The organism is Kitasatospora sp. NPDC032757, assembly GCF_055579305.1.
The window spans coordinates 76,818-103,817 of the sequence record NZ_JBVINN010000008.1 but is presented as its reverse complement, the minus strand read 5'-3'; the positions used below and the strand labels follow the sequence as shown (position 1 = coordinate 103,817).

16 protein-coding genes are annotated in these 27,000 nt (G+C 73.3%); 10 read left to right on the top strand and 6 right to left on the bottom strand.

All coding sequences use genetic code 11. The annotated features are described in order from the left end of the window. Nucleotides 1-2: 2 nt before the first annotated feature. A complete protein-coding gene (gene dxs / locus ACZ5WK_RS13395) occupies nucleotides 3-1,925 on the bottom strand; it encodes a 1-deoxy-D-xylulose-5-phosphate synthase (RefSeq protein WP_465547473.1) in 1,923 nt (640 codons plus the stop codon). A gap of 209 nt (nucleotides 1,926-2,134) precedes the next feature. Further along, nucleotides 2,135-3,337: an ROK family transcriptional regulator gene (locus tag ACZ5WK_RS13390; RefSeq protein WP_396320558.1), complete on the bottom strand. Its 1,203-nt coding sequence runs from the start codon at nucleotides 3,335-3,337 to the stop codon at nucleotides 2,135-2,137. Between the two features lie 489 nt (nucleotides 3,338-3,826). Between ACZ5WK_RS13390 and ACZ5WK_RS13385 the strand changes: the two genes are divergently transcribed. After that, nucleotides 3,827-5,662 carry an outer membrane protein assembly factor BamB family protein gene (locus ACZ5WK_RS13385; RefSeq protein WP_465547472.1) on the top strand — a complete coding sequence of 612 codons (1,836 nt, stop codon included), beginning with the start codon at nucleotides 3,827-3,829 and terminating at the stop codon, nucleotides 5,660-5,662. Between the two features lie 286 nt (nucleotides 5,663-5,948). Further along, complete coding sequence (gene pepN, locus ACZ5WK_RS13380; protein ID WP_465547471.1) at nucleotides 5,949-8,540, top strand: aminopeptidase N; 2,592 nt, start codon at nucleotides 5,949-5,951, stop codon at nucleotides 8,538-8,540. A 144-nt stretch (nucleotides 8,541-8,684) separates the two neighbouring features. On the opposite strand, the gene ACZ5WK_RS13375 is transcribed toward pepN, so the two are convergent. Both ACZ5WK_RS13375 and malQ read right to left on the bottom strand, forming a co-directional pair. Continuing rightward, the gene (locus ACZ5WK_RS13375) at nucleotides 8,685-8,915 is read right to left on the bottom strand and encodes a hypothetical protein (protein ID WP_396325053.1); all 231 of its coding nucleotides are present in this window, start codon (nucleotides 8,913-8,915) and stop codon (nucleotides 8,685-8,687) included. A 10-nt stretch (nucleotides 8,916-8,925) separates the two neighbouring features. Then, nucleotides 8,926-11,073: a 4-alpha-glucanotransferase gene (malQ, locus tag ACZ5WK_RS13370; RefSeq protein ID WP_465547470.1), complete on the bottom strand. Its 2,148-nt coding sequence runs from the start codon at nucleotides 11,071-11,073 to the stop codon at nucleotides 8,926-8,928. A 459-nt stretch (nucleotides 11,074-11,532) separates the two neighbouring features. On the opposite strand from malQ, the gene ACZ5WK_RS13365 reads away from it, so the two are divergent. Further along, entirely contained in the window at nucleotides 11,533-15,483 is a 3,951-nt protein-coding gene (locus tag ACZ5WK_RS13365; RefSeq protein ID WP_465547469.1) for a beta-N-acetylglucosaminidase domain-containing protein, read from the top strand. A 168-nt stretch (nucleotides 15,484-15,651) separates the two neighbouring features. On the opposite strand, the gene ACZ5WK_RS13360 is transcribed toward ACZ5WK_RS13365, so the two are convergent. After that, a complete protein-coding gene (locus ACZ5WK_RS13360; protein ID WP_465547468.1) occupies nucleotides 15,652-16,296 on the bottom strand; it encodes an HNH endonuclease in 645 nt (214 codons plus the stop codon). Between the two features lie 642 nt (nucleotides 16,297-16,938). On the opposite strand from ACZ5WK_RS13360, the gene ACZ5WK_RS13355 reads away from it, so the two are divergent. From ACZ5WK_RS13355 to ACZ5WK_RS13325, 7 genes are all read left to right on the top strand, one after another. Continuing rightward, entirely contained in the window at nucleotides 16,939-18,069 is a 1,131-nt protein-coding gene (locus tag ACZ5WK_RS13355) for a mechanosensitive ion channel family protein (RefSeq protein ID WP_465547534.1), read from the top strand. Nucleotides 18,070-18,431: 362 nt separating this feature from the next. After that, on the top strand, nucleotides 18,432-19,622 hold the full coding sequence (locus ACZ5WK_RS13350; protein ID WP_465547467.1) for an ROK family transcriptional regulator: 1,191 nt from the start codon (nucleotides 18,432-18,434) through the stop codon (nucleotides 19,620-19,622). Nucleotides 19,623-19,731: 109 nt separating this feature from the next. Continuing rightward, nucleotides 19,732-21,087: an ABC transporter substrate-binding protein gene (locus ACZ5WK_RS13345; RefSeq protein ID WP_465547466.1), complete on the top strand. Its 1,356-nt coding sequence runs from the start codon at nucleotides 19,732-19,734 to the stop codon at nucleotides 21,085-21,087. Between the two features lie 21 nt (nucleotides 21,088-21,108). Then, the gene (locus tag ACZ5WK_RS13340) at nucleotides 21,109-22,107 is read left to right on the top strand and encodes a carbohydrate ABC transporter permease (RefSeq protein WP_465547465.1); all 999 of its coding nucleotides are present in this window, start codon (nucleotides 21,109-21,111) and stop codon (nucleotides 22,105-22,107) included. A gap of 21 nt (nucleotides 22,108-22,128) precedes the next feature. After that, complete coding sequence (locus tag ACZ5WK_RS13335) at nucleotides 22,129-23,049, top strand: carbohydrate ABC transporter permease (protein ID WP_465547464.1); 921 nt, start codon at nucleotides 22,129-22,131, stop codon at nucleotides 23,047-23,049. After that, nucleotides 23,049-24,338, top strand: coding sequence for a 6-phospho-beta-glucosidase (locus tag ACZ5WK_RS13330; protein WP_465547463.1), 1,290 nt, complete (start codon nucleotides 23,049-23,051; stop codon nucleotides 24,336-24,338). Before ACZ5WK_RS13335 ends, ACZ5WK_RS13330 begins: the two co-directional genes overlap by 1 nt. Nucleotides 24,339-24,457: 119 nt before the next feature. After that, nucleotides 24,458-25,477, top strand: a complete 1,020-nt coding sequence (locus ACZ5WK_RS13325; RefSeq protein ID WP_465547462.1) for an N-acetylglucosamine kinase — start codon at nucleotides 24,458-24,460, stop codon at nucleotides 25,475-25,477. Nucleotides 25,478-25,843: 366 nt separating this feature from the next. Here the strand turns inward: ACZ5WK_RS13325 and ACZ5WK_RS13320 are convergent, their stop codons facing one another. Next, nucleotides 25,844-26,932: a glycosyltransferase gene (locus ACZ5WK_RS13320; protein WP_465547461.1), complete on the bottom strand. Its 1,089-nt coding sequence runs from the start codon at nucleotides 26,930-26,932 to the stop codon at nucleotides 25,844-25,846. Nucleotides 26,933-27,000: the final 68 nt, after the last annotated feature.

The following is a 27,000-nucleotide window of genomic DNA, read 5'->3' as shown; positions in this document are numbered from 1 at the left end:
GCTCAGGCCTCGACGGTGGCCACGTCCAGCTTGGCGAGCCGGGAGACCAGCGCGGTCACCTGGCGGGCGATGTCGGGCGCGTTGAGCCCGATCTCGGCGAGGATCTCGCCCCGGGAGGCGTGGTCCAGGAACTCCTGCGGGATGCCGAAGTCACGCAGCGGGACGTCCACCTCGGCGTCGCGCAGCGCCTGCGCGATCGCGGCGCCGACGCCGCCGACCCGGCCGTTGTCCTCGATCGTGACGACCGCCCGGTGCTCGGCGGCCAGGCCCGGCAGGGCCGCGTCCACCGGCTTGACCCAGCGCGGGTCCACCACGGTCGCGCTGATGCCCTGGGCGGCCAGCAGGTCGGCCACCTCCAGGCTGGTCGGGGCCATCGCGCCGACCGAGACGATCAGCACGTCGGCGCGGCGGCCGTCGGCCGGCCCCGAGCCTTCCGGGGCCTCGCGCAGCACGTCCATGCCGCCGATCCGGCCCACCGCGGCGACTGCCGGGCCGACCGTGCCCTTGGAGTAGCGGACCACCGTCGGGGCGTCCGTGACCTCGACGGCCTCGCGCAGCTGGGCACGGACCTGGTCGGCGTCACGGGGCGCGGCCAGCCGCAGGCCCGGGACGACCTGGAGGATCGACATGTCCCACATGCCGTTGTGCGAGGCGCCGTCGGTGCCGGTGACGCCGGCCCGGTCCAGGACGAAGGTGACGCCCAGCTTGTGCAGGGCGACGTCCATCAGGACCTGGTCGAAGGCGCGGTTGAGGAAGGTCGCGTAGACCGCGAAGACCGGGTGCAGGCCGTTGGTGGCCAGGCCGGCCGCGCTGGTGACGGCGTGCTGCTCGGCGATGCCGACGTCGAAGATCCGGTCCGGGAAGGCCTTGGCGAACGGGGCCAGGCCCACCGGGTGGAGCATCGCGGCGGTGATGGCGACGATGTCCTCGCGCTCGTGGCCGAGCGCGACCATCTCCTCGCCGAAGACCGAGGTCCAGTCCTTGCCCGAGCTCTTGACCGGCAGGCCGGTGTCCGGGTGGATCACGCCGACCGCGTGGAAGCGGTCCTCGTCGTTGTTCTCGGCCGCGTGGTAGCCGCGGCCCTTCTCGGTGAGGCAGTGGACGATCACCGGGCCGCCGAAGCCGCGCGCCTTGGTGAGCGCCGACTCCAGGGCGGTGAGGTCGTGGCCGTCGATCGGGCCGATGTACTTGAGGCCGAGGTCCTCGAACATGCCCTGCGGGGCGATGAAGTCCTTCAGGCCCTTCTTGGCGCCGTGCAGCGTGTCGAACAGCTGCTGGCCGACCACCGGGGTGCGCTGCAGGGCGTCCTTGCCCCAGGAGAGGAAGCGCTCGTAGCCCTGGGTGGTGCGCAGCGTCGCGAGGTGGTTGGCGAGGCCGCCGATGGTCGGCGAGTAGGAGCGCTCGTTGTCGTTGACGACGATGACGACCGGCAGGTCCTTGGCGTCGGCGAGGTTGTTGAGCGCCTCCCAGGCCATGCCGCCGGTGAGCGCGCCGTCGCCGATGACCGCGACGACCGGGTCCGTCTTGCCCTTGATCTTGTTGGCCTTGGCCAGGCCGTCCGCGTAGGAGATGACGGTGGAGGCGTGCGAGTTCTCGATCACGTCGTGCTCGGACTCGGCGCGGGACGGGTAGCCGGAGAGGCCGCCGCTCATCTTCAGCCGGGAGAAGTCCTGGCGGCCGGTGAGCAGCTTGTGGACGTAGCTCTGGTGGCCGGTGTCGAAGAGGATGCGGTCGCGCGGCGAGTCGAAGACCCGGTGCAGCGCGACGGTCAGCTCCACGACGCCGAGGTTCGGGCCGAGGTGGCCGCCCGTCTTGGAGACCTCCGTCACCAGGAAGGTCCGGATCTCCTCGGCCAGGGTGGCCAGCTGTCCGGGCGTGAGCCGGTCGAGATCGCGCGGTCCCCGAATGCGGGTCAGCAGGGCCACCCGTTCCTCCTCGTTCAAAGTCGCGGACCGCGGGCGGTCCGACGGGCGTCGCTGCCCGGTGTGCCGGCGCGGTCCGACGAACTCGGTCGGTGCCGACCGGTCGAGTCTAATGTCCACTTACCGGACGCCGAGCGGGGCGCCCGCCACCACCCGCCGGCAATCGCCGTACGGGGCGCGCAGACGGCCACGGAGGGTCCCCCGGCGGGTACTCACGGTCGGGCGACGGACGCCTGTACGGATCTGCCGAGCGTCCCGGAGTCGTCCATCTCGCTCATCACCAGCGCCAGCGCGCCCAGCACCTCGGCCCGGCCGCCCAGGGTCCCCGGGACCACCGACAGCTGGCGGGCCGCGCTCGGGATGGCGTAGCGGGCCACCGAATCCCGGATCGGGGCCAGCACCAGCTCGCCGGCGTCGGCGAGGTCGCCGCCGAGGATCACCCGGCGGGGATTGAGCAGGTTGCAGAGGGTGGCGACGCCGGTGCCGATCTGCCGGCCCGCGTCGGCGATCACCCGGCGGCAGCCCAGATCGCCCTGGTGCGCCAGCTCGACCACCCGGGGCAGCGAGAGGTCCGGGCCGAGGGTGGTGGAGAGCAGGCCCAGCAGGTAGCGGGAGCCGACGAAGGTCTCCAGACAGCCGCGGTTGCCGCAACGGCAGACCGGGCCGGCCTCGTCCAGGGTGATGTGCCCGATCTCACCGGCGGTTCCGCCGGGGCCGCGGTAGATCTGGCCGTTGACCACCAGGCCGGCACCGACACCGCTGGCCACCTTGATGTAGGCGAGGTCGCTCAGGCCGCGGCCCGCACCCCAGACCAGCTCGCCCAGCGCACCCAGGTTGGCGTCGTTGTCCACGTGCACGGGCATGCCCAGGCGCTCGGCCAGCTCGCGGCCGGGGGCGATGCCCGTCCAGCCCGGCAGGATCGCGGTGGAGCCGAGCGCGCCGGTCTCCACGTCGATCGGGCCGGGGACCCCGAGCCCCACCCCGATCACCTTGTCCGGGCGGAACCCGGCCTGGGCCAGGAGCCGCTCCACCAGCGCCTCGGCGCGGTCGAACCCCTGGGCGGCGGAGACGTCCACGTCGATCGGGGCGCTCTCCTCGGCGAGCACCCGGTGCGCGAGGTTGCCGACGGCGACCCGGAGGTGGGTGTGGCCGAAGTCGATGCCCACCACGATGCCGGCGTCGCCGCTGAGCGAGACGCTGCGGGCGCGGCGGCCGCCGGAGGAGGTGTCGGCGACCACGACGGTGCCGCTCTCCTTGAGTTCCCGGACGATGTTGGAAACGGTGGCCGCGGAGAGCCCGGTGCCGCGGGCGATCTCGGCCTGGGTCAGCGAGCCGGCCATCCGTACCGCCCGGAGCACGCGCTCCAGGTTCGCCCGGTGCAGTGAGGACTGCGAGCCCGGTGTGTCCGTCGACATGATCCACCCTCCCAAGGGCGAGGGAACCCCTCCGCCGGGCGATCCCTTCAACTCCTGAAGCCTAGGCCCTGAAGGGGGTCGGGGGTGCGGCGACGGGCGACGTGGGTGGAACGGCGGGTGACGGGGAGGCGGCGCGAGGGCGTCCGGGTGGCGCGGCCGGCGGCGGCACGGGAGGGCACGGCGGGGGGCGGACGGCGGGTGACGGGGAGGCGGCAACGGGCGACGGGAGGGGCGCGTGCGGTGGGGAGGGCAGGTGAGGGGGTGGCGCAGTGTCCGTGCGGGTGAGGTGGGGGCTTCGAGACGCCGGGGCGGGGGGCGGCGACGGGCTGCGGGAAGGCCGGGCAGCTCAGGGGTGCGGTGCGCGGGGTTCGGGGCTCCTGAGGCCGGGCCAAAACGGGCCACCCGTACGATGGTGCCCAATCTCACCCGTCCCACCGGCCTCGGACGTGACCCGGCCGGGGGACGCTTCCAGACATGACGGGGCATCAGATGGCAGGGGATCACCCTACGCCGGGGGCAGGCGACACGACCGGCAGCGGTCCGCAGGACAACCGGGGCGTCTCGCTCGGGCGCACGCCCGGCGGCGCGCCCGACCCGGCCGCCATGGCGGACCAGATGACACAGCTCGACGGGGCACCGGTCCCCGGGCAGGGTGGACCGGCCGCGCCGGCCGCGCCCGGAACGCCGCCGGGACAGCCCCCGGCCCAGCCGCCGGGCAGTGACTACGCCTACGCGCCCACCGCCGCCGCCTTCCCCGCGCAGGGCACACCGCCGCCCCCGCCCGGCGCGCCGGTCGGCCCGTACGACCCGGCCCAGCCCCCGTTCGCCGCCCCCAACAGCGGCCAGCAGTACGGCTACACCGCCCCGCCGACCGACGGCGGCGGGACCGGCTACGCCTACCCGCAGCAGCAGGCCGGGTACACCTACCCGGGTGCGCCGGTGGCTCCGGTGCCCAAGCAGCGCAACCCGGTGATGCTCTGGGGCGGCATCATCGGCGGTGTGCTGGCGATCGCCATCGTCGCCGGCCTGGTCGTGCTGTTCCAGGGCAGCCCCGACGACCCCGGCAGCAGCAGCACCAGCGCCGGCGGCGTCACCGGCGGCAGCACCACCGACCCCACCGCCACGAACGGCTCGGGCGGTCCCACCGGTGGTGGCGCCGGCAAGGCCGGCGCCTACAACCTCGCCTGGGCCGCCGCCAAGCCGGCCAACACGACCAGCGGCTCGCAGATGCTCGGCATCTGGGGCGCCGACAAGACCATCGTGCGCGCCGACAGCTACGGCATCCGCGGCCTCAACTCGGCCGACGGCAAGGAGCTGTGGACGATCGCCCCGCCTGCCGGCAGCAAGGAGTTCTGCGCCGCCTCGTACGGCGTGAACTCCAAGCACATCGCCGCGGTCGCGCTCAACACCGGTGACAGCGACTGCTCCACCGTCGGCGCGGTCGACGTCAGCACCGGCAAGCTGCTCTGGACGGCCAAGGTCAGCCAGGACCGGATGTCCTCGCCCACCCTGAGCGTCACCGAGAAGGTCATCGGCATCGGCGGCAACATGGTCGGCGCGGTGAACATCAGCGACGGCTCGCCTGCCTGGCAGTTCCAGCCGCGTGAGAAGGACTGCAGCGTCTACGGCAAGGCGGCCGGCGCCCAGATCGCGGTCAGCGACCGCTGCTACGGCCTCAACACCACCACCAAGTCCCAGCTGGTCCTGGTCGACACGGACACCGGCAAGACCACCAGCGGCGCGCCGATCCCGCTGACCGGCAGCATCGAGCGGGTCGACAAGGTCGTCTCGGACCAGCCGCTGGTGCTGCTGGTCACCAGCGGCCCGAACGGCGACTACATCCTGCCGTTCGACAAGAGCAACAAGCCGATGAACCCGATGTCGGTCAAGGAGCCCGGCGCCGACAGCCTGCGCCTCTCCGGCCAGGCCGACGCGTTCACCCAGAGCGTGGTGAGCGGGACCACGCTGTACGTCCAGACCAACCCGAGCAAGCCGGCCATCAACGCCTACGACCTGACCAGCGGCAAGCGGCTCTGGTCGTCCACCGGCAGTGCCAGCGACGGCATCCGGCTGGTCTCCGGCACCGACAAGGACGGCAAGATCCGCGCCGTGCTGGACATGGGCTACAACAAGGACTCCAAGCTGGTGACGCTCTCGCCGGCCGACGGTTCGGTGAGCGAGCTCGGCAACCTCACCCAGAACAAGGCCGCCGACAGCATGTACGCCAGCTCCACCGAGTACGTGGTGCAGTCCGACGGCTCGCTGTTCGGCTTCTCCCGCAGCTCCGGCTCGGACAGCCCGGTGATCAAGTTCGTCAAGAAGTGACGCGCCGGCCCTGAGGGGCTGACCACCCGTCGGCACGGCCGGGGGGGGGGGGGGGGGGGGGGGGGGGGGGGGGGGGGGAGACGGGCCGGGAGGGGGGGGGGGGGGGGGGGGGGAGGGGGGGGAGGGGGGAGGGGGGGGGGGGGGGGGGGGGGGGGGGGGGGGGGGGACCCCCCCCCCCCCCCCCCCCCCCCCCCCCCCGGCGGCGTTCCCCCGGGAATTCCCCCCGGCATGGACGACCGGACATGGGAGGATGCGAGGCATCAAGCCTGACGAAGGAGTCCTGCGAGTGCCCGGCACCAACCTGACGCGTGAGGAGGCCCGCACCCGGGCCGACCTCCTGCACGTGGACGCGTACGACATCGAGCTCGACCTCGGCTCGGCCCGCGAGGGAGGCACCTTCCGGTCCACCACGGTGGTCCGGTTCACCGCGCGCACCCCCGGCGCGGCCACCTTCATCGACCTGGTCGCCCCGAGCGTCCGGGAGATCACGCTCAACGGCGAGCGGCTCGACAACGCCAACTTCGCCGACAGCCGGATCGCGCTGCCGGACCTGGCCGCCGAGAACGAGCTGCGCGTCGTCGCCGACTGCGCCTACACCAACACTGGTGAGGGCCTTCACCGGTTCGTCGACCCGGTCGACGGCGAGACGTACCTGTACACCCAGTTCGAGGTGCCGGACGCCCGCCGGGTCTTCGCCGCCTTCGAACAGCCCGACCTCAAGGCCGCGTTCACGTTCACCGTGACCGCCCCCAAGGGCTGGGTCGTCGTCTCCAACTCCCCCACCCCGGCCCCGGCCGGCGACGGTGACACCCAGGTCTGGAAGTTCGAGCCGACCGGCCGGATCTCCACCTACATCACCGCGCTCGTCGCCGGCCCGTACGTCGGCGTCTTCGACACCTACGAGAACGGCGACCAGAAGGTGCCGCTGGGCGTCTACTGCCGCCCCTCGCTGCGCGAGTTCCTGGACGCCGAGGCGATCTTCGCGGTCACCAAGCAGGGTTTCGACTACTTCCAGGAGAAGTTCGACTACCCGTACCCGTTCGCCAAGTACGACCAGCTGTTCGTCCCGGAGTTCAACGCCGGCGCGATGGAGAACGCGGGCGCCGTCACCCTGCGCGACCAGTACGTGTTCCGGTCCAAGGTGACCGACGCCGCGTACGAGTCGCGGGCCGCGACCATCCTGCACGAGCTCGCCCACATGTGGTTCGGCGACCTCGTCACCATGGAGTGGTGGAACGACCTCTGGCTGAACGAGTCGTTCGCCACCTTCGCCGAGGCCGTCTGCCAGGCCGAGGCACCCGGTTCGCAGTGGCCGCACTCCTGGACCACCTTCGCCAACCAGATGAAGACCTGGGCGTACCGGCAGGACCAGCTGCCGTCCACCCACCCGATCATGGCCGACATCAACGACCTGGAGGACGTCCAGGTCAACTTCGACGGCATCACCTACGCCAAGGGCGCCTCGGTGCTCAAGCAGCTGGTGGCGTACGTCGGCCAGGACGCCTTCTTCCAGGGCGTGCAGGCCTACTTCAAGCAGCACGCCTGGGGCAACACCCGCCTGAGCGACCTGCTCGGCGCCCTGGAGAAGGCCAGCGGACGCGACCTCAAGGCCTGGTCCAAGGCCTGGCTGGAGACGGCCGGCATCAACGTGCTGCGCCCCGCGCTCACCCTCAACACCGACGGCGAGATCGAGTCCTTCGCCGTCCTCCAGGAGGCCCCCGCGCTGCCGGCCGGCGCCAAGGGCGAGGCGGTGCTCCGCCCGCACCGGATCGCCATCGGCCTGTACGAGCTGACGGACGGCTCGCTGGTCCGCACCGACCGGATCGAGCTGGACGTCGACGGCCCGCGCACCGACGTCCCGCAGCTGGTCGGCCGGCACCGCCCGGCCGTCATCCTGCTCAACGACGACGACCTCTCGTACGCCAAGGTCCGTCTGGACGAGGACTCGCTGGCCGTCGTCACCGAGCACCTCGGCGGCTTCACCGACTCGCTGCCGCGCGCCCTGTGCTGGGCCTCCGCCTGGGACATGACCCGCGACGGCGAGCTCGCCACCCGCGACTACCTGGCGCTCGCCGTCTCCGGCCTCGGCCGGGAGTCCGACATCGGCGTCGTCCAGTCGGTGCACCGCCAGGTCAAGCTCGCCCTCGACGCCTACGCCGACCCGGCCTGGCGCGAGCAGGGCCTGGCCCGCTGGGCCGAGGCCGCCGAGGCGCAGCTGCGCGCCGCCGAGCCCGGCAGCGACCACCAGCTGGCCTGGGCCCGCGCCCTGGCCTCGGTCGCCCGTACCGACGGTCAGCTCGGCCTGCTCGCCGGCCTGCTGGACGGCTCGGTCGAGCTGAAGGGCCTGGCCGTCGACACCGAGCTGCGCTGGACGCTGCTGGGCCGGCTCTCCGCCACCGGCCGCGCCGACGAGGCCGCCGTCGCGGCCGAGCTGGAGCGCGACAACACGGCGGCCGGCCAGGAGCACGCCGCCACCTGCCGCGCCGCCCGGCCGACCGCCGAGGCCAAGGCGGAGGCCTGGGCCTCCGTGGTGGAGTCGGACAAGCTCACCAACTACGTCCAGGAGGCCGTGATCGCCGGCTTCCAGCAGGCCGACCAGCGTGAGCTGCTGGCGCCGTTCACCGCGAAGTACTTCGCGGCCGTCAAGGGCATCTGGGAGACCCGCAGCCACGAGATCTCGCAGCAGATCATCGTCGGCCTGTACCCGGCCGTCCAGGTCGAGCAGGCCACGCTGGACGCCACCGACGCCTGGCTGGCCTCGGCCGAGCCGGCGCCGGCGCTGCGGCGGCAGGTCATCGAGGCGCGGGCCGGGATCGAGCGCGCGCTGAAGGCCCAGGTGGCCGACCGCGCGGCGGGCGCCCGGGAGCTGGGGCACTGACGCACCGCCGGGGGTCGCGGGTTCCGCCTGCGGCCCCCGGTACCCGCGCCCGCTGGGCACGGAGAAACGCCCGAGGGGGCGCCGGACAGTGTCCGGCGCCCCCTCGGGCGATGTACGGGGTGGGTGGAGAGAGAGCTCCCTCGGCTACTTCTTGCCGCCCTTGCTGCCGTACGGCATCGCGGCCAGGGCCGCGATGATCACGAACGACGCGATCGGGATGAAAACGTACAGGCCGAGGACCTGGGCGACGCTCAGGCCGGCTCCCGGGTCGTCGCCGTCGTCCGGGGTGAGGGCCATGGCGGGCGACGACAGCAGCATCATCAGCGTGACCGTTGCGGTGACCGCACCGGCTCGCAAAGCGTTCCTCTTGTCCACGTCGCCCAACTTACCCGCCGCTTACGTCACCGCGCGCGGCGGGGTCGGCCTTTCGGGCTGCTCCCGCGGGACGCTGCCCCAGCACGGCGGCGAGCGTCGTCGCCGCCGGGTCCGCGGCGATCGCGTCCAGCGTCACCGGGTCCCCCGCGCCGTCGGCGACCGGCAGCCGCCAGTTCGGGTACTGGTCCCAGGTGCCGGGCAGGTTCTGCGGGCGCGGATCGCCCACCAGGTCCGGCAGCCAGACGCCCACCAGCTCGGCCGGGGTGGCCCGCAGGAACCGGTACAGCGCCTGCGCGGAGAGCGGCTCGCCCTCGGCCAGCAGACCCAGCCGGGCCAGCTCGGCCCGCCAGTCGGCCAGGTCGGCCGCCGCCTCCGCCTGCTCCTCGCCGAGCGAGCGCGCCAGCAGACCGAGCCGGTGCCGCAGCTCGACGTGCTCGCCGGAGAGCCGGGCCGCCGTACTCGGCAGGTCATGGGTGGTCAGGGTGGCCAGACTGCCCGGCCGCCACCGCTCCGGCGCGAGAATCTCGCCCTTGGCCTGCCAGTCCCGCTCGAACCAGAGCACGGACGTACCGAGGATGCCGCGCGCCGCCAGCTCCTCGCGGACGCCCGGCTCCACCGTGCCCAGGTCCTCGCCGATCACCGCCGTCCCCGCCCGGTGCGCCTCCAGGGCCAGCACGCCGAGCATCGCCTCCGCGTCGTAGCGGACGTACGCGCCCTCGGTCGGCGCATGGCCCTCCGGCACCCACCAGAGCCGGAACAGGCCCATCACGTGGTCGATCCTGATCGCCCCCGCGTGCCGGGCGGCCGACCGGAGCAGCTCGGCGTACGGGGCGTAGCCGGCCGCGGCGAGCGCGTCCGGACGCCAGGGCGGCAGGCCCCAGTCCTGGCCGTGGGCGTTGAAGGCGTCCGGCGGGGCGCCGACCGAGATACCGGTGGCGAGGACGTCCTGGAGCGCCCAGGCGTCGGCGCCGTCCGGGTGCGCGCCGACTGCGAGGTCGTGGATCAGGCCGACCGGCATGCCGGCCGTACGGGCCGCCTGCTGGGCGTGGGCGAGCTGCTGGTCCAGCTGCCAGGCGAGCCAGCGGTGGAACTCGACCGCTTCCCGGTGCTCCTCGGCGGCGAGGGTGACGTGCGGGCTCCCCGGGTGGCGCAGCCCCTTCGGCCAGGCGTGCCAGTCGGCCCCGTGCGCCTCGGCGAGGGCGTTCCAGAGGGCGTACCGCTCCAGCCACTCGCCCTCCCGCTCCCGATAGGCGTCGTACGCGGCCTGGCGGCCCGCACCGCGCGGCACCTCGTGCAGCAGCTCCAGGGCGCGGCGCTTCAGTGCCCAGACCGCGTCCCGGTCGATCAGGCCGTCGTGGCCCAGCACCTCGGCACGCAGCCGCGCGGCCCGGCGGCCCAGCTCCTCGGCCTCGGCGCGCTGCTCGCCCGTCAGGTACGCGTACTCGGGCACCGCTTCGACCCGCAGGTGGACGGGGTCGGCGAAGCGGCGGGAGGAGGGGCGGTAGGGGGACGGATCGGAGGGCGTCGAGGGGAGGGCTGCGTGGAGCGGGTTGATCTGCACGAACCCGGCACCGAGCCCCGCTCCGGCCCACTGGGCCAGCTCGGCGAGGTCGCCGAGGTCGCCCATGCCCCAGGAGCGCTCGGAGAGGACGGAGTACAGCTGTGCGAGGAAGCCCCAGCTGCGGCCGGGCAGCTGCGGCAGCCGCTCGGGTGCGACGATCAGGTGCGCGCGCTGCACCTTCTCCGCTGTCTCCGCTTTCAGGGTGTGCCGCCCCAACGGCAGATCGGCCGGCAGCCAGTGCGAGTGCCCGCGCGGCAGCTCCCAGACGCCGCCGTCCTCCAGCTCGACGCTCAGCCGCACGTCGGCCGGCGCGTCCAGCGCCGTCCTGCGCCCCTGCCGCACGACGACGCACGGCGGCAGCAACCGCGCCCGCTGCCCGGCCCGGTGACGCTCCAGCGCCTCCCGCGTCGCCTCCGGCGTCCCCGCCTCCACCCCCAACGCACCCAGCACCGCCACCAGCGTCCGTGCCCCCGGCTGATACGCCTGGTCCACCCCGTACGCCTGTGCCAACGCCACCAGGTCGGCCGGAGGGGCCGGCGCGTCCTGCGCGGGCACCTCCAGGCCGTCGGCTCCGTCACGGTCGAGATAAGCGGCCACTCGCGGCTCCTGCGATGTCTCGGGAAAGCCCGGTCAGAACAGCCACAGTCCTACCCGCGTAACGGCCCGGTGACCCCGCGCGACACACGGTGAACGGGCGGCCGGGCGCGCGGCCGGCTGCGGGCTGCGAGCTGCGACGCGGACCGGTACGGGACCAGGAGGGCGGCGGCATGCGGGTCCACGGCTCCGCGGGGTGCGGGGCCGCGGGCAGCCGGGACGCCGGACCGGCACGGCGGGAGTGCTTCGGACCTCGTACCGGGTGTGCGGCCACGACGGAACGACGGGGGTCCCGGTGGTGACCAGGTGGCCGCCGCGTGAAGAGGGAGTGGCGGCCCCAGTCGCCAATAAAACGGACAAACTAGTCATAGCCGTCGACGGCGTTGACACCGGCTGGGCCAACTGGTGGGCTTTGGCGCGATGTGGTCGTTGCCTGGCGAGGAGGCTCCTGTGCAAGCCCGAGTGTCCGTCGCTGCAGGGCGTCGGTTGCGGCAGCAGTTGGAGCAGAGCCCGGCGCTGCGCGACGTGTTGTACCACCCGGCCGCGATCGCGGCGCGTCAGCTGACGGCGCGGACGTGCCGTCAACTGGCCCCCAGGACCGCCGACCGGCTGATCGCCGACCTCAAGGGGACGCAGCCGCTGCTCGCCTCGGTGCGGGCGGAGCGGGCGCTGGCCGAGCGGCCGGGGGCGCCCAGCCGCAGGACGCTGCAGATCGCGGCGACGCTGTCGGCGGCCGCGGTGGTCGGCGGACTGCTGGTGAGCGGGCCGGTGGCGTACGCGTACGGCCCGGGGCCGGACGTGGTGAGCACGGCGGCGCAGACGCCGCTGGGGAGTGTCACCAACCCTCAGGTGTTCCCGCGGCCTCAGGAGCAGAGCGTGGCCGGGAAGCCGGTCGCGGTGCCCTCCGCCGTCACGCTGGTGCCCGCGCCGAAGGCGGACCTCGGGGCGGTGGACGCCGTCCACGAGGTGCTGGGCGTGGCCGGGGCGACGTCGGTGACGCCGCAGGAGGACGCCGGAACGCCGGCCGCCGGGTCGTTGGTGGTCTACATCGGCGGGCCCGCCGAGGGGGCGGGCGGCGAGGTGGACCGGGTGCTGCGGGAGCTGACCGCGGCCGCGGGCGGCAAGGACGGTGCCGCGCCGTCCACCGCCGGGATGCCGGCCGGCGGCTACGTGCTGTCGGCGGGCCAGCTGCCGGCACAGGGCGGCGGGACGTACGGCGTGGTGGTGCTGGCCGGGACGGACGCGGCGGGCACGTTCTACGCGGCGCAGTCGCTGCGCCAGCTGCTGGCCGCGGTGCCGGCCGGCCAGGGGCAGGCGCCGGGCGCGGCGGGCCTGGGGCTGCCGGGGATCACGCTGCGCGACTGGCCGTCGGGCGCCCCGGTGCGCGGCACCGCGGAGGCGTTCTACGGCACGCCGTGGAGCCAGCAGCAGCGGCTGGACCAGCTGGACTTCCTCGGCCGGTCGAAGCAGAACTTCTACCTGTACGCACCGGGCGACGACCCGTACCGGCTCTCCCGCTGGCGGGACGGCTACCCGCAGGCACGGGCCGAGGAGCTGAAGGCGCTGGCCGCCCGGGCCCGGAAGAACCACGTGGGGCTCGGGTACGCGATCGACCCGGGGCAGTCGCTCTGCTTCAGCTCGGCCAAGGACGCGGACGCGCTGGTCGCCAAGCTGGACGGGCTGCGCAAGCTCGGCTTCACCGCGTTCCAGCTGCAGTTCCTGGACGTCTCCTACGACGAGTGGCACTGCAGCGAGGACCGGTCCAAGTACGGCACCGGGCCGGCCGCCGCCGCCAAGGCGCAGGCCGAGCTGGTCGCCAAGGTGCACGACCGGCTGATCGCCAGGAACCCGGGACTGGCCCCGCTCTCCGTGGTGCCGACCGAGTACCACCAGCAGGGCAGCACGCCGTACCGCAAGGCCCTGGCGGCGGCGCTGCCGGAGGGCGTGCAGGTGGCGTGGAGCGGGGTCGGCGTGATCCCGGAGAAGATCACGGGCGCTCAGACCGCCGACACCGGCAGCCTGTACGGGCATCCGCTGGTCACCATGGACAACTACCCGGTCAACGACGCCGACCCGGACCGGCTCTTCCTCGGCGCCTACACCGGGCGGGACGCGGAGGTCGCCACCAGGTCGGCCGTCATGCTGACCGGCGCGATGCAGCAGCCCGTCGCCTCCCGGATCGCGCTGTCCACCGCCGGAGACTTCGCCTGGAACCCCGCCGCGTACAAGCCGGAGGAGTCCTGGCAGGCCGCGCTGCGGTCGCTGGCCGGTCCGACCGGCGCGGCGACCACCCCGGCCGGGGCGGCGCTGTCGGCCGTCACGGCGCTGGCCGGCAACAGCTCCTCCTCGCCGCTGTCCAAGCAGGAGTCCGGCTACATCGCCCCGCTGCTGGAGCGGTTCTGGGCGACCGCCGAGCCGAACGCGGGGGCCGCGCCGGACCTCGCCAAGCTGATAGAGGCGGCGGGCCCGCTGCGCGACGCCTTCGCCGCGATGGCCGCCGCGCAGCAGACCCTGGCCGCGACCCCGGCCACCGCGCCGCTGGCCGCCGAGGCCGGCCCCTGGCTGGCACCGCTGCGCGACTACGGCCTCGCCGGCCAGGCCGCGCTGGACATGCTGCTGGCGCAGCGCGGCGGCGACGGCGCGGCCGCCTGGAAGGCCCGGGTGGAACTGAACAAGTTGCGCGAGCAGCTGGGCCAGAGCCCGGCGACGGTCGGCGCGGGCGTGCTCGGCCCGTTCCTGGAGCGCGCCGTCCGGGCCGCCGACAACTGGGCCGGCGTGGTCGGCGGTGGGATCACCGCGACCAGCACGCTCGGCACCGCGCACGACCACCTGCCGGCGCTGATGACCGACGGCGTGGCCGACACCTTCTACTGGAGCTCGGCGCCGCCGCAGCCGGGCGACTCGGTCGGCCTGGACCTCGGCGGCGGCCGCCCGGTCGGCAGCGTCACCGTGCTGATGGGCTCCTGGGGCAGCGGCCCGGACGGCGGGACCGCGGTGGACGACTACATCCGCGACGGCGTGCTGGAGTACACCACCGGCGAGGGCGGCTGGAAGCAGCTGACGCAGGTGAAGAATCAGAAGAGCGTCACCGCCCAGCTGCCCGCCGGGACGGTGGTCCGCGGGGTGCGGCTGCGCGCCACCGCCGCGCAGAAGACCGCGGTGGCGGTGCGCGAGTTCACCGTGACCGCGCCCGACGAGGCCCCGGCCAGCGTCACCGGCGGTCCGGCCGCGCTGCCCGGCGCCTCGGCCACCGCCGTGCTGGACGGCAACCCGGACACCGCCTACCGGGCGGCCACCGCGCCGACCGCCTCGGACGAGCCGCTCACCGTCGAACTGGGCGCGGCCCGGCCGCTGGACCGGCTGACCATCCTCACCGACCCGAACGTACGGGCGTCCGCCACCGTCGCGCTGCGCCGCGAGGACGGCACCTGGGTGGAGATCGGCACCGTCCAGCCCGGCTACAACGAGCTGCCGGCCGGCGGCCAGAGCGCGGACGCGTTCCGGCTGGCCTGGAAGCCGGGCGGGGAGCCGCCGGTGGTCAACCAGGTGATCCCCTGGTACGCGGACGTCCCGGCGGCCCGGCTCAGCCTGGCCGACGCCGCGGTGGACGTGGTGACCGGAGCGACCGCACCGGTGCAGGCCCGGGCGATGATCGAGGCGGGCCGCCCGGAGGGGGTGAACGGCGAGCTGCGCACCGAGGTGCCGGCCGTCGCCAAGGGCCTGACCGTGGCCCCGGTGTCCGGGGTGAACGTGCCGCGCGGCGGCCGGGTCGGCGTTCCGCTGCTGGTCAGCGCCGCTCCGGACACGCCGTCCGGGACGTACCAGGTGCCGGTGCTGTTCGTGGCCGGGTCGGCCACCGTCCGGCAGGTGCTCCAGGTGCACGTGGTGCCGCCGACCGGCGGGCCGGACCTGGCCACCACCGCGCATGCGACCTCCTCGGCCGACGAGACGGCGAACTTCCCCGCCTCGGCGGTGGCCGACGGCGACCCGAAGACCCGCTGGTCCTCGCCGGCGAAGGACGACGCCTGGGTCCGGCTGGAGCTGCCGCAGGCCGCCCACCTGGGCTCGGCGGTGCTGCACTGGCAGGCGGCGTACGCCTCCGCGTACAAGATCCAGACCTCGGCGGACGGCGTCGGCTGGACCACCGTGGCGACGGTGGAGGACGGCAAGGGCGGCAACGAGACGGTGCGCTTCGACGCGCCGGGCGCGAAGTTCGTGCGGGTGCAGGGCGTGGCCCGGGCCACCAAGTACGGCTACTCGCTCTGGGGCGTCGAGCTGTACGCCGTCACCCCGGCGGCCCCGCCGGCCGGGCAGACCCCGCCGCCGGTCGCCCCGTCCACGCCGCCCGCCACGGCCCCGGCCACACCGCCGACCGCACCGGCCGCACCGGGCACGACGCCGCCGAAGCCGTGACGCCCCGCGGCTCGGCGGCGGGCGGGCCCCGGCGACGCCCGGGGCACCACGTCCCGGGGCGAGCGGGCCGGCCACGAACGGCGGGCCGCCGCGCTCCCCGGTGCGGGGTGCGCGGCGGCCCATGAGGCGTACCGATGGTGATGACGGGCAAGCCCTTGTGGAGCGGGGTCAGGCGGAGAGCGGTTCGGGCTGCTCACCGCGGCGGACGGGGGCTGGGTGGGCGGCGTGCGCCCGGCCGAGCGGCACCGTGTGCCCGGCCTCGGTATGGTCGTGATGTTCGTACTCGCCCCACTGCGGGGCGCGCAGCAGGTCGCCGCCGCCGTACGGCTCCAGGTAGGGCCGCCAGCGCGGGTCCCTGATCCCGGTGCCGATGATGCGCCAGGCCAGGCCGCTCGGCGGGGCCGGTGTGCGCTTCATCCGCCAGCCGAGCTCGGTCAGGTGGCGGTCGGCCTTGGTGTGGTTGCAGCGGCGGCAGGCTGCCACCACGTTGTCCCACCGGTGCTGGCCGCCGCGGCTGCGCGGGATGACGTGGTCGACGCTGGTGGCGGCGGCTCCGCAGTAGACGCAACGGCCGTGGTCACGGGCGAACAGCGCCCGGCGGGTGAGCGGGACGGGCCCGCAGAACGGGACCCGGACGAAGCGGGTCAGACGGACGACGGACGGCGCCGGAAGGGCGCTGGTGGCGCTGTGCAGAGTGACTCCCGAATCCTCCAGGCTGACCGCCTTGTGGTTGAGGACCAGGATGAGTGCGCGGCGCATCGATACGACGCCGAGTGGCTCGTAGGACGCGTTGAGGACCAGGACATGCGGCACGGATGCCTCCTTGGACGCCTGCGGCGCGTGGCTCGCGCCGGGACGAGCGGTTGGACCACGCAACGGGTGCGTGATCTCCCCCAGTGTCGCCTTACGCCTTTGTACGGCGCCACCACTCCTGTGTAACGGACCGGGGATGAACTCCGGGTGTGGTTTCTGTCATACCCGGTATGCCCGGGCGTCGGACGGGTTGCACCCGGGTGCCCTTCCGGGGGACGGCTCGGCCGGTCGGACCAGCCGGAGCGGCGGGCGGTGCGGCGCCGGTCGGGGGCGTTTGCCGGGGGCGACGCGCGGGCGGTTCGGGGGCGGAGCGGGGGCGCGCCGGGTCGTTGACGGGGCGTCCGGACGGTTTCCGCACGCCCGGCGGCGGCGCCTCCCCGCCGGCCCGGGGGCTCCCCTGCGTGTCCGCCGGGTGGTCCGGCGGCCGATAGGCTGGGGCGGACGGTCCGCAGGCCAGGGGCATGCTTCCGCGCCGGCGGGCTGTGCCACACCCCCTGCAGGAAGGTCCCGCACGTGTTCTGGTCCGGTGCCGCCGGCCTCCTCGCCGACGCGTCCACGACGCTCACGTCCACGACGACACTCCCGGCCACGTCGGGCTCGGCCGCGCCCCCGAGCCCGTCCCCGAGCCCGACGGCCCCCGGAGTGCCCCAGCTCGACCTCAGAATCCCGACCAGCGCGCAGCAGGTCAGCGACACCACCAGGCAGGCGGCCGGCTGGTTCGACTCGCACTGGCAGGAGTGGCTGGCCGGCGGTGTGCGGATCGTCTTCATCATCGTGCTGGCGCTGGTGCTTCGGGCCGTGGTGCGCAAGCTGATCACCCAGCTGATAGCGCGGATGACCAGGCCGAACGAGAGCGAGGACGAGCCCGGCCGGCTCGGCGGGCTGCTGGCCAACACCGGCGTGGTCAACCCCGAGCGGCGCCAGCAGCGCTCCGAGGCGATCGGCTCGGTGCTGCGCAGCGTCGCGTCGTTCACCATCCTGGGCACGGCCGCGCTGATGGTGCTCGCAGCGCTCGGGGTGAACCTGGCCCCGCTGCTGGCGAGCGCCGGTGTGGCCGGTGTGGCGATAGGTTTCGGCGCCCGCAACCTGGTCACCGACTTCCTCTCCGGTGTCTTCATGATCATGGAGGACCAGTACGGCGTGGGCGACGAGATCGACACCGGGGTGGCCACCGGGACGGTGCTGGAGGTCGGCCTGCGGGTGACCAAGCTGCGCGGGGCCAACGGCGAGATCTGGTACATCCGCAACGGCGAGGTGAAGCGGATCGCCAACATGAGCCAGGGCTGGTCGACCGCCTCGGTGGACGTCCAGATCGGCTACAAGGAGGACCTCGTCCGGGTCGAGGCGCTGATCAAGGAGACGGCGGAGACGCTCGCCAAGGAGGCGCCGTTCGACGAGCTGGTCTGGGCGCCCGTGTCGATCCTGGGCGTGGAGTCGGTGGCGGCGGACTCGGTGGTGCTGCGGGTCGAGGCCCGGACGGCGCCGGGCAAGTCGCTGACGGTGGCGCGGGCGCTGCGGCAGCGACTGAAGGCCGCGTTCGACCTGGCCGGGATCAAGGTCAAGGAGGAGGTCGTGCCGGCCGGCGCCGCCGCGGGCACGGCCGCCGGGACGGCCGCGGCGGCGGTGGTCCTGACAACGGCCACGGCGCCCGCACCCACCGACGCCGCCCCGCCGTCCGCGCTGGCCGACCCGGCCTCGCCCCGCTACCTGGCGACGGCGCCGATACCGGCACCGGTCAGGCCGGCCGACGACGCCGGAGTCAAGTCGCCCTGACGCCGGGGCGAAACCGCGCCGGCGGTCGGGCCGAGTCGGCCTGACGGCCGGCCCGAGTCGCCCCGACGCCGGGGCCGAGTCGCACTGGCCGCCGGCCCGAGTCACCCCGACCGCCGGGGAAGCAACCCTAAAACGGATGAAAGCCCCGCCTCCCGGACACCCGGGGGGCGGGGCTTCGTTCCGCCCGGTAACGAGTCGGCATCCACCGCCGTGACGACCATTGACACCCTCCTGACGAGGACCGTACGGTCCTGTCTCAAGCGACTGGAAAGTTTCCTAACAGTTCGCGCCGGGCCCGCCCGGCGGCCGCCGGCGCCCCACCCGGCGACGGCCACCACCTGCAGGAAGAGGAGGATCTTCGCGTGACCAAGACGACCGCCAAGGCCCCCCTCGCCGGCACCCCCAGCCTGCTGCGGGCCATCAACGACCGCGCCGCCCTCGAACTGCTGCTGGAGAACGGCCCGCTCTCCCGCACCCAGATCGGCACCCTGACCGGGCTCTCCAAGCCCACCGCGTCCCAGCTGCTGGCCCGCCTGGAGGCGGCCGGGCTGGTCCTGCCGGTCGGCACCACCGCGGGCGGCCCGGGCCCCAACGCGCAGCTGTACCAGGTGAATCCGGCAGCCGGCCACGTCGCCGGACTGGACGTCACCACCAGCCACGTCCGGGTCGCCGTCGCCGACATCACCGGCACCACGCTGGCCGAGCACGTCGTCCTCACCAAGGGCTGGCCGGCCGCCGAAACCGTCTCCCGGGTCGCCGCCGCGGTCGCCGAGACCGTCCGCGCCGCCGGGCTCCCCGAGGGCAGCCTGCACACCGTGGCGATCGGCGTCGGCGGCGCGCCCGACCCGGTCACCGGCAAGCTCCGCTACGCCTCCCACCTGCCCGGCTGGCACTCGCCGCGGCTGGTGCAGGAGCTCTCGGAGGCGGTCGGCGCCCCGGTGTCGATCGAGAACGACGTGAACCTCGCCGCCGTCGCCGAGCAGGCCTCCGGCGCCGCGCGCGGGTTCGAGGACTTCGTCCTGCTCTGGGCCGGTGAGGGCACCGGCGCCGCGATCGTGATCGCCGGCCGGCTGCACCGCGGCTTCACCGGCGGCGCCGGGGAGGTCGGCTACATGCCGGTGCCCGGCTCACCGGTCGTACGGGACGTGCGCCGCCGCAACTCGGGCGGGTTCCAGGAGCTGGTCGGCGCACCCGCCGTCCGCGCCCTGGCCCGAGAGTACGGGCTCGGCGCGCCCACCGCGGAGGAGTCGCTCGCGAAGGCCCTGGCGACCCCGGGCGCCGGCGACGAGTTCCTCGCCGCGCTGGCCGGCCGGCTCGCCGTCGGGCTGGCCGTCATCGTCGCCGTCGTCGACCCCCAGCTCGTGGTGGTCTCCGGCGGCGTGCCGAGTGCGGGCGGCGAACGGCTGCGCGCACTCGTCGAGGAGGAGCTGGCCAAGATCTCGATCGCCCGGCCGGAAGTCCGCAGCAGCGCCCTGCCCGGTTCGCCCGTCCTGACCGGCGCGCTGCAACGCGCGCTGGCCGCCGCCCGCGAGGCGGTCTTCTCCACCCACTGACGCTCCCCGCGCACCACCCGCCGCACCGCACCTGACACCTCTCCCCCAACCCCCAACGCGGGACCAGAGGCAATGACGCCTGCCCGCGCACCCCCAGGAGGACCTCGAAGTGCTCTCCACCACCTCCCGCAGAGGCCGCCGCACGCTCGCCGCCGTCACCGGCAGCGCCGTCCTGGCCCTGCTCGCCACCGCCTGCACCGGCACCAACGACGCCGGCGGCAACGACGACTCGGCGAGCGGCAAGGACGTCACCATCACCTTCTGGCACGGCTGGAGCCAGGACTCCGAGGTGAAGGCGATCAACGACAACATCGCCGCCTTCGAGAAGGCCCACCCGAACATCCACGTCAAGGCCGTCGGCAACATCGCCGACGACAAGGTGAACCAGGCCCTGCGGGCCGGCGGCGCCGACGCCCCGGACGTGGTCTCCTCCTTCACCACCAACAACGTCGGCATGTTCTGCTCGACCAAGGCCTTCGCCGACCTCAAGCCCTTCCTGGAGAAGGACAAGATCGACGCCGCGAAGACCTTCCCGGCCGCGATGCTCAACTACACGCAGTACCAGGGCAACCAGTGCTCCCTGCCGCTGCTCGGCGACGCCTTCGGCCTGTACTACAACAAGGCCGCCTTCGCCTCCGCCGGCATCACCAGCCCGCCGAAGACCTTCAGCGAGTTCGCCGACGCCGCCGCCAAGCTGACCATCGCCGACGGCGACGGCTACAAGCAGCTCGGCTTCATGCCGCTCTACCACGGCTACGAGTCCACCACCGAGCACTTCCTCGGCCAGTACGGCCCCGCCTACTTCGACGGCTCCGGCAAGTCGAGCCTCGCCACCGACCCCAAGGTCGCCTCCATGCTGACCTGGCAGAAGGGCCTGGTCGACAAGCTCGGCGGCTACGACAAGCTGGACAAGTTCCGCTCCGCCTTCGGCGAGGAGTTCAGCGCCAAGAACCCCTTCCACACCGGCCAGGTCGCGATGGCCATCGACGGTGAGTGGCGCACCGCCTCGCTCGCCGAGAACAAGCCCGACTTCGAGTGGGCCACCGCACCGTTCCCGGTGCCGGACGACCAGGCCGCCACCTGGGGCCGCGGCTACCAGACCGGCACCATCGTCGGAATCTCCAGCAGCAGCAAGAAGCAGGCCGCCGCCTGGGAGCTGGTCAAGTACCTGACCACCGACACCGACGCGGTGGTCGGCTTCGCCAACGCGATCCACAACGTGCCGAGCACCTTCGAGGCGCTCAACTCGCCGAAGCTGATCAGCGACGCGAACTTCAAGACGTTCCTGGACATCGCCAAGAACGCGGACTCGGGCACCACGCCGGCGAGCGTCAACGGCGGCGCCTACATCGTCTCGCTGCAGAACCTCGGCTACGCCTACGAGTCCGGCCAGCAGAAGGATCTCGCGGGCGGCCTCGCGGCCACCGCCAAGGAGATCGACGCCGCCATCGCCCAGGCCAAGTAGCCAGGGCACCACGGAGCTCCCATGTCACTCGCGTTCGGCACCCGCAAGGGCACCGGATCGACCGACCCGGCGGCGCCCTCCACGCAGCACCTGCTGCGCCGGAAGCGCCGCCGGGAGGCGGCCCGCACCCTCGCCTTCCTCTCCCCCTGGCTGATCGGCTTCGGCGTCTTCTTCCTGTACCCGCTGATCTCCACCGCCTACTTCTCCCTGATGAAGTACAACGGCTTCACGGCCCCCACCTTCAACGGGCTGAAGAACTGGGACTACGTCTTCAACGACTACCCGTCCTTCTGGCAGGGCCTGCGCAACACGCTCTGGCTCGTCGTCGTCATGGTGGCGCTGCGGGTGACGTTCGGCCTCGGCATCGGGCTGCTCATCACCAAGGTCAAGACCGGCGCCGGATTCTTCCGCACCGCGTTCTACCTGCCCTACCTGGCACCGCCGGTGGCCGCCACCGTCTCCTTCGCCTTCCTGCTCAACCCCGGCACCGGTCCGGTGAACCACTTCCTCGGGGAGATCGGCCTGCCCCAGCCCGGCTGGTTCGCCGACCCCGCCTGGTCCAAGCCCGCGCTCACCATGCTCGCCATGTGGGGCATCGGCGACCTGATGGTCATCTTCATGGCGTCCCTGCTGGACGTCCCGAGGGAGCAGTACGAGGCGGCCGAACTCGACGGCGCCGGACCGCTCCAGCGGTTCCGGTACGTCACCCTGCCGAACATCTCGCCGATCATCATGTTCGCGGTGGTCACCGGGGTCATCCAGACCATGCAGTACTACACGCAGGCGATCGTCGCCGGGAAGGTCGCCGGCGGCATCGCGGGCAACTCCGGGCAGCAGTTCGAGCCCGGCTTCCCGCAGGGCTCCACCTGGACCCTGCCGCAGATGGTCTACAACCTCGGCTTCCAGCGCTTCAACTACGGCGCGGCCTGCGTCGTCGCCCTGGTGCTGTTCGCCATCTCGATGGCCGTCACCTCGCTCCTGCTGCGCCGCAAGTCCGGCTTCATGGCGAGCGACGACTAGCGGACCAGTGAGGACACGATCATGACTCTCAGCACCACGCTCACCAAGGCCCCCGCGGGCACGTCCGGCACCTCCGGCTCCGGCCGGCCCGGCAGCCCCGCCGCCCGGGCCGCCCGCCGGCGGGCCGCACTCAACTGGGTGGCCGTCCACTCGCTGGCCATCGCCGCCACGCTGTTCTTCCTGCTGCCGTTCGTCTTCGCCTTCCTCACCTCGGTGATGACGGACAACCAGGCCCTCACCACCGACTACTGGCCCGCCTCCTGGGAGTGGGGCAACTACGCCAAGGTCTGGGACACCCCCGGGTTCCTCACCTGGTGGCGCAACACGCTGCTGTACGCCGGCCTCGGCACCGTGCTGACCGTCGTCTCCAGCCTCCCGGTGGCGTACGCGCTCGCCAAGTTCCGCTTCCGGGGCCGCAATCTGGCGCTGATGGCCGTCATCGCGATGATGATGCTGCCGCCGCAGGTCACCGTCATCCCGATGTACCTGTTCTGGTCGAAGCAGATGCACCTCACCGGCTCGCTCTGGCCGCTGATCATCCCGATGGCCTTCGGCGACGCGTTCTCGATCTTCCTGCTGCGCCAGTTCCTGCTGACCATCCCCAAGGAGTACATCGAGGCCGCCCGGATCGACGGCTGCGGCGACCTCCGCACCCTGGTCAAGGTCGTGCTGCCGATGGCCAGGCCGGCCATCGCCGCCGTCGCCCTGTTCCAGTTCTTCTACGCCTGGAACGACTACTTCGGCCCGCAGATCTACGCCAGTGAGAACCCGGGCGCCTGGACGCTCTCCTACGGCCTGGAGTCCTTCAAGGGCGCCCACCACACCAACTGGAACCTCACCATGGCCGCCACCCTGCTGGTGATGGCGCCGGTGATCGTCCTCTTCTTCTTCGCACAGAAGGCCTTCATCGAAGGCGTGACACTGACAGGGGTCAAGGGCTGATGTCCGCACTCAAGCTGGCCATCGTAGGCGGCGGTTCGACGTACACCCCGGAGCTGATCGACGGCTTCGCCCGGCTGCGGGACACCCTGCCGATCGGCGAACTGGTGCTCGTCGACCCGGCCGCCGACCGGCTGGAACTGATCGGCGGGCTGGCCCGGCGGATCTTCGCCAAGCAGGGGCACGGCGCGGTCGTGTCGACGACGACCGACGTCGGGGCCGGGGTCGCCGACGCCGACGCGGTGCTGCTGCAACTGCGGGTCGGCGGCCAGGCCGCCCGCAACCAGGACGAGACCTGGCCGCTGGAGTGCGGCTGCGTCGGCCAGGAGACCACCGGCGCGGGCGGCCTCGCCAAGGCGCTGCGCACCGTCCCGGTGGTGCTCGACATCGCCGAGAAGGTCCGCCGCACCAACCCCGACGCCTGGATCGTCGACTTCACCAACCCGGTCGGCATCGTCACCCGCGCCCTGCAGGCCGCGGGCCACAAGGCCGTCGGGCTCTGCAACGTCGCCATCGGGTTCCAGCGGCGGTTCGCGGGGCACCTCGGCGTCGACCCCGAGCTGGTCCGGCTCGACCACGTCGGCCTCAACCACCTCACCTGGGAGCGCGGCGTCACCCTGCTCGACGCACCCGGCGCGGCGGGCGGGCGCGAGGTGCTGCCGGAGCTGCTCTCCGGCTTCGGCAAGGAGATCGCCGAGGACCTGCGCCTGCCGCAGCGCGTCATCGAGCGGCTCGGCGTCGTCCCCTCGTACTACCTGCGGTACTTCTACCAGCACGACCTGGTGGTCGAGGAGCTGAAGGCCAAGGGCTCGCGGGCCGCGGAGGTCGCCGAGATCGAGCGGCAGCTGCTGGAGCTGTACGCCGACCCCGCCCTGGACACCAAGCCGGAGCTGCTCGGCAAGCGCGGCGGTGCGTTCTACTCCGAGGCCGCGGTCCAGCTCATCGCCGCGCTGCTGGGGACGGGCGGCAGCACGTCCGTCCAGGTGGTGAACACGAGGAACGACGGCGTGCTGCCGTTCCTGCCCGACGACGCGGTCATCGAGGTCCCGGCCGAGGTCGACGCCGCCGGCGTACGCCCGCTGCCGCAGCGGCCCGTCGAACCGCTCTACGCCGGCCTGATCGCGGGCGTCACCGCGTACGAGCACCTCGCCCTCGACGCCGCCCTGCACGGCGGCCGCGACCGCGTCTTCGACGCCCTGCTCGCCCACCCGCTGGTCGGCCAGATCGAACTCGCCGACCGGCTCACGGACCGGCTGCTCGCCCACAACCGCGAGCACCTCGCCTGGGCGTGACCCGCCCACCGCGTCCGGCCCGCCGCGCGTCCGTCGGCGCCGGCGGGCCGGGCCGCGAGGAGACCGACCATCCCCGGCCGGGGACAACGGCCGGGCCACGTACGAGCCGCGGGGACCAGATGACCCACCAGCCCGAACCACTCCTGCCCGGCGTACTCGCCATCGACGCCGGCAACTCCAAGACCGACGTCGCCCTCATCGGCGCCGACGGCACCGTCCGCGGCACCGCCCGCGGCGGCGGCTTCGCCCCGCAGAAGGTCGGCGGCGCGGCGGCGGTCGCCGGCCTCGTCCCGCTGGTCGAGGAGGCCGCCGCGGCGGCCGGCCTCTCCTTCCGCAGTGGCGTCCTCACCACCCACGTCAGCGCCTGCCTCGCCAACGCCGACCTCCCGGTGGAGGAGGAAGCCCTGCGCACCGCCCTGGAATCCCACCCCTGGGGCGTCACCAGCACCGTCGCCAACGACACCTTCGGCCTCCTCCGGGCCGGCACCGACGGCCCGCGCGGCGTCGCCGTCGTCTGCGGCGCCGGCATCAACTGCGTCGGCCTGCTCCCCGACGGCCGCACCGCCCGCTTCCCCGCCCTCGGCGAACTCACCGGCGACTGGGGCGGCGGCAGCGGCCTCGCCACCAGCAGCATGTGGCACGCCGTCCGCGCCGAGGACGGCCGCGGCCGGCCCACCGCCCTCGCCCGGGCCATCGCCGAGCACTTCGGCCTGCCGAACACCGGTGCGGTCGCCGAGGCCATCCACCTCGGGCACCTGCCGTGGGCCCGGCTGCACGAGGTCGCCCGGGTGCTCTTCGCCGTCGCGGAGACCGGGGACACGGTCGCCCTGGAGCTGGTGGACCGGCAGGCGGACGAGATCGCCCGGCTCGCGGTCGTCGCCCTGCGACGGCTGGGGCTCCTGGACGAGCCGACGCCGGTGGTGCTCGGCGGTGGGGTGCTCGCCTCCCGGCATCCGCTGCTGCTCGACAACCTGACGGCGCGGCTGGCCTCGGCCGCCCCGCTCGCCGAGCCTCGCGTCGTCGTCGCACCGCCGGTCCTGGGGGCCGCCCTGCTGGGCCTCGACCACCTGGGTGTGGGAGAGGCGGCGCAGGCGCGTGTGCGGGCGGCGTACGACCCGGCGCGGCGAATGGCGGCGTAGCCCCCGGTGCGGCGCGGCGTAGCCCCCGGCGACCCGCGCCCGGCTCCGGGCCGAGCCGCTGCCGAGCCACTGCCGAGCCCCCGGTGGTCCCTTTCCGAGCTCCGCCCCCGCCGGGCCCGCACGCCCGGCGGGGGCGGGAACGACAGCGCCGCCGCGTGTACGCGGATGCTGCCGTCCGGCCACGCCTCGGGGGACGTGAGCCATGACCACGCAGGCGTCCGGCCGGCAGACCGCTCTGCCGAATCCCTCATTCATCTGATGAGCTGCCCGGCATGGACAACTCAAACTCGTCCGAGTGCTTCGACGGACGTCCCACCTGGACTTCCCTTCCTGGATCTACAAGATCCCAGTGTCAGGGTGTCCACGTCACGGGGCGACGCTCATACATACTGCGGGACGTTGGTCGTCCGACACTGAGGCGAGGCCGCGAACGGCGAAGCCGCGATTGGCCAGGGTCTGGCGGCGGTAGCGGTCGGGGAGGTCCGGCATGGCGAGGAGGCGGTCGCAAGCCCGGAGGGAGGCCTTCAGGTCGCCGGTCCAGTACGCGGTGATCGAGAACTCGAACAGCAAGCCCCAGCGGTACACCCAGGGCTGGATGAACAACAGGTCGTCCGGTTCGTCCCTGTCCAGCGCCGCACAGACGAGGGCGTGCGCGGCTTGGTGGCGGCCCATCGTCCGCAGCCGGGAGACCAGCTCGTAGCAGGCCTCCAGGCGCTGCGGGCGTACCTCCCACGCGCGAGCCAGCGTGTCCATGGCCCCCGGCCAGTCGGCATCCTCCGCCTTGAGGATGCCGGCTTGCAACAGCGCGTAGTACACCTCCTCGGCCCAGCCGCCCATGCGGGCGCGCTGCTCGTAGAAGGTGATCGCTTCTTCCGTCCGCCCCATGTCGCGCAGAGTCTGCGCGAGATAGAAGACGGTCCGCGCGTTGCCGGGATCCCGCCGCAGCTCCGCAGTGAGCAAACGCGTGTCGCGCTCGAACTTGTCGCCTCGCGACCCGCCGTCCGCGAAGTCCTGGATCACGAGAGAATCGAGGTTCGCCTGCCCCGTCACCTGATCCGTTGTCAGGAATTCGTGAGTGACACCCTCGTAGCGCCAGGAGACATCGCCTCGGACGAGGCGCTTGATGCGGTACGACGTGGAGCCCTCGTGGCGCAGCATGTATGCGTCGGCGGTCAGCACGGGCAGGGCGGAGTCCTGGCGAATCACCAGGTCGGCGTCGAGCAGGAGCAGGTAGTCGGCTTTGCCCCGCGCACGCTTGATGTTCGCGGTGCGGTTGTGGCCGAAGTCGACCCAGGGCTCTTCGTAGAGTTCGCCGGGAATGCCGTCGAGCGCCGAGCGGATCAGCTGTTGGGTGCCGTCGGTGGAGCCGGTGTCGGAGATCACCCAGGTATCCACCAGGTCTGCCACGGAGGCAAGGCAGCGCTCGATGACCTCCGCCTCGTTCTTGACGATCATGCACAGGCAGATCGACGGCCTCATGTTGTCACCGGTCCCGATTCTGGTCTGTCAGCAGCTTTGCCGTA

Coding starts and splice junctions, on each gene's coding strand:
- ACZ5WK_RS13340 (WP_465547465.1), top strand. CDS start 21,109: ATGTCACTCGCGTTCGGCACCCGCAAGGGCACCGGATCGACCGACCCG.
- ACZ5WK_RS13325 (WP_465547462.1), top strand. CDS start 24,458: ATGACCCACCAGCCCGAACCACTCCTGCCCGGCGTACTCGCCATCGAC.
- ACZ5WK_RS13385 (WP_465547472.1), top strand. CDS start 3,827: ATGGCAGGGGATCACCCTACGCCGGGGGCAGGCGACACGACCGGCAGC.
- ACZ5WK_RS13390 (WP_396320558.1), bottom strand. CDS start 3,337: ATGTCGACGGACACACCGGGCTCGCAGTCCTCACTGCACCGGGCGAAC.
- ACZ5WK_RS13330 (WP_465547463.1), top strand. CDS start 23,049: ATGTCCGCACTCAAGCTGGCCATCGTAGGCGGCGGTTCGACGTACACC.
- ACZ5WK_RS13320 (WP_465547461.1), bottom strand. CDS start 26,932: ATGATCGTCAAGAACGAGGCGGAGGTCATCGAGCGCTGCCTTGCCTCC.
- ACZ5WK_RS13335 (WP_465547464.1), top strand. CDS start 22,129: ATGACTCTCAGCACCACGCTCACCAAGGCCCCCGCGGGCACGTCCGGC.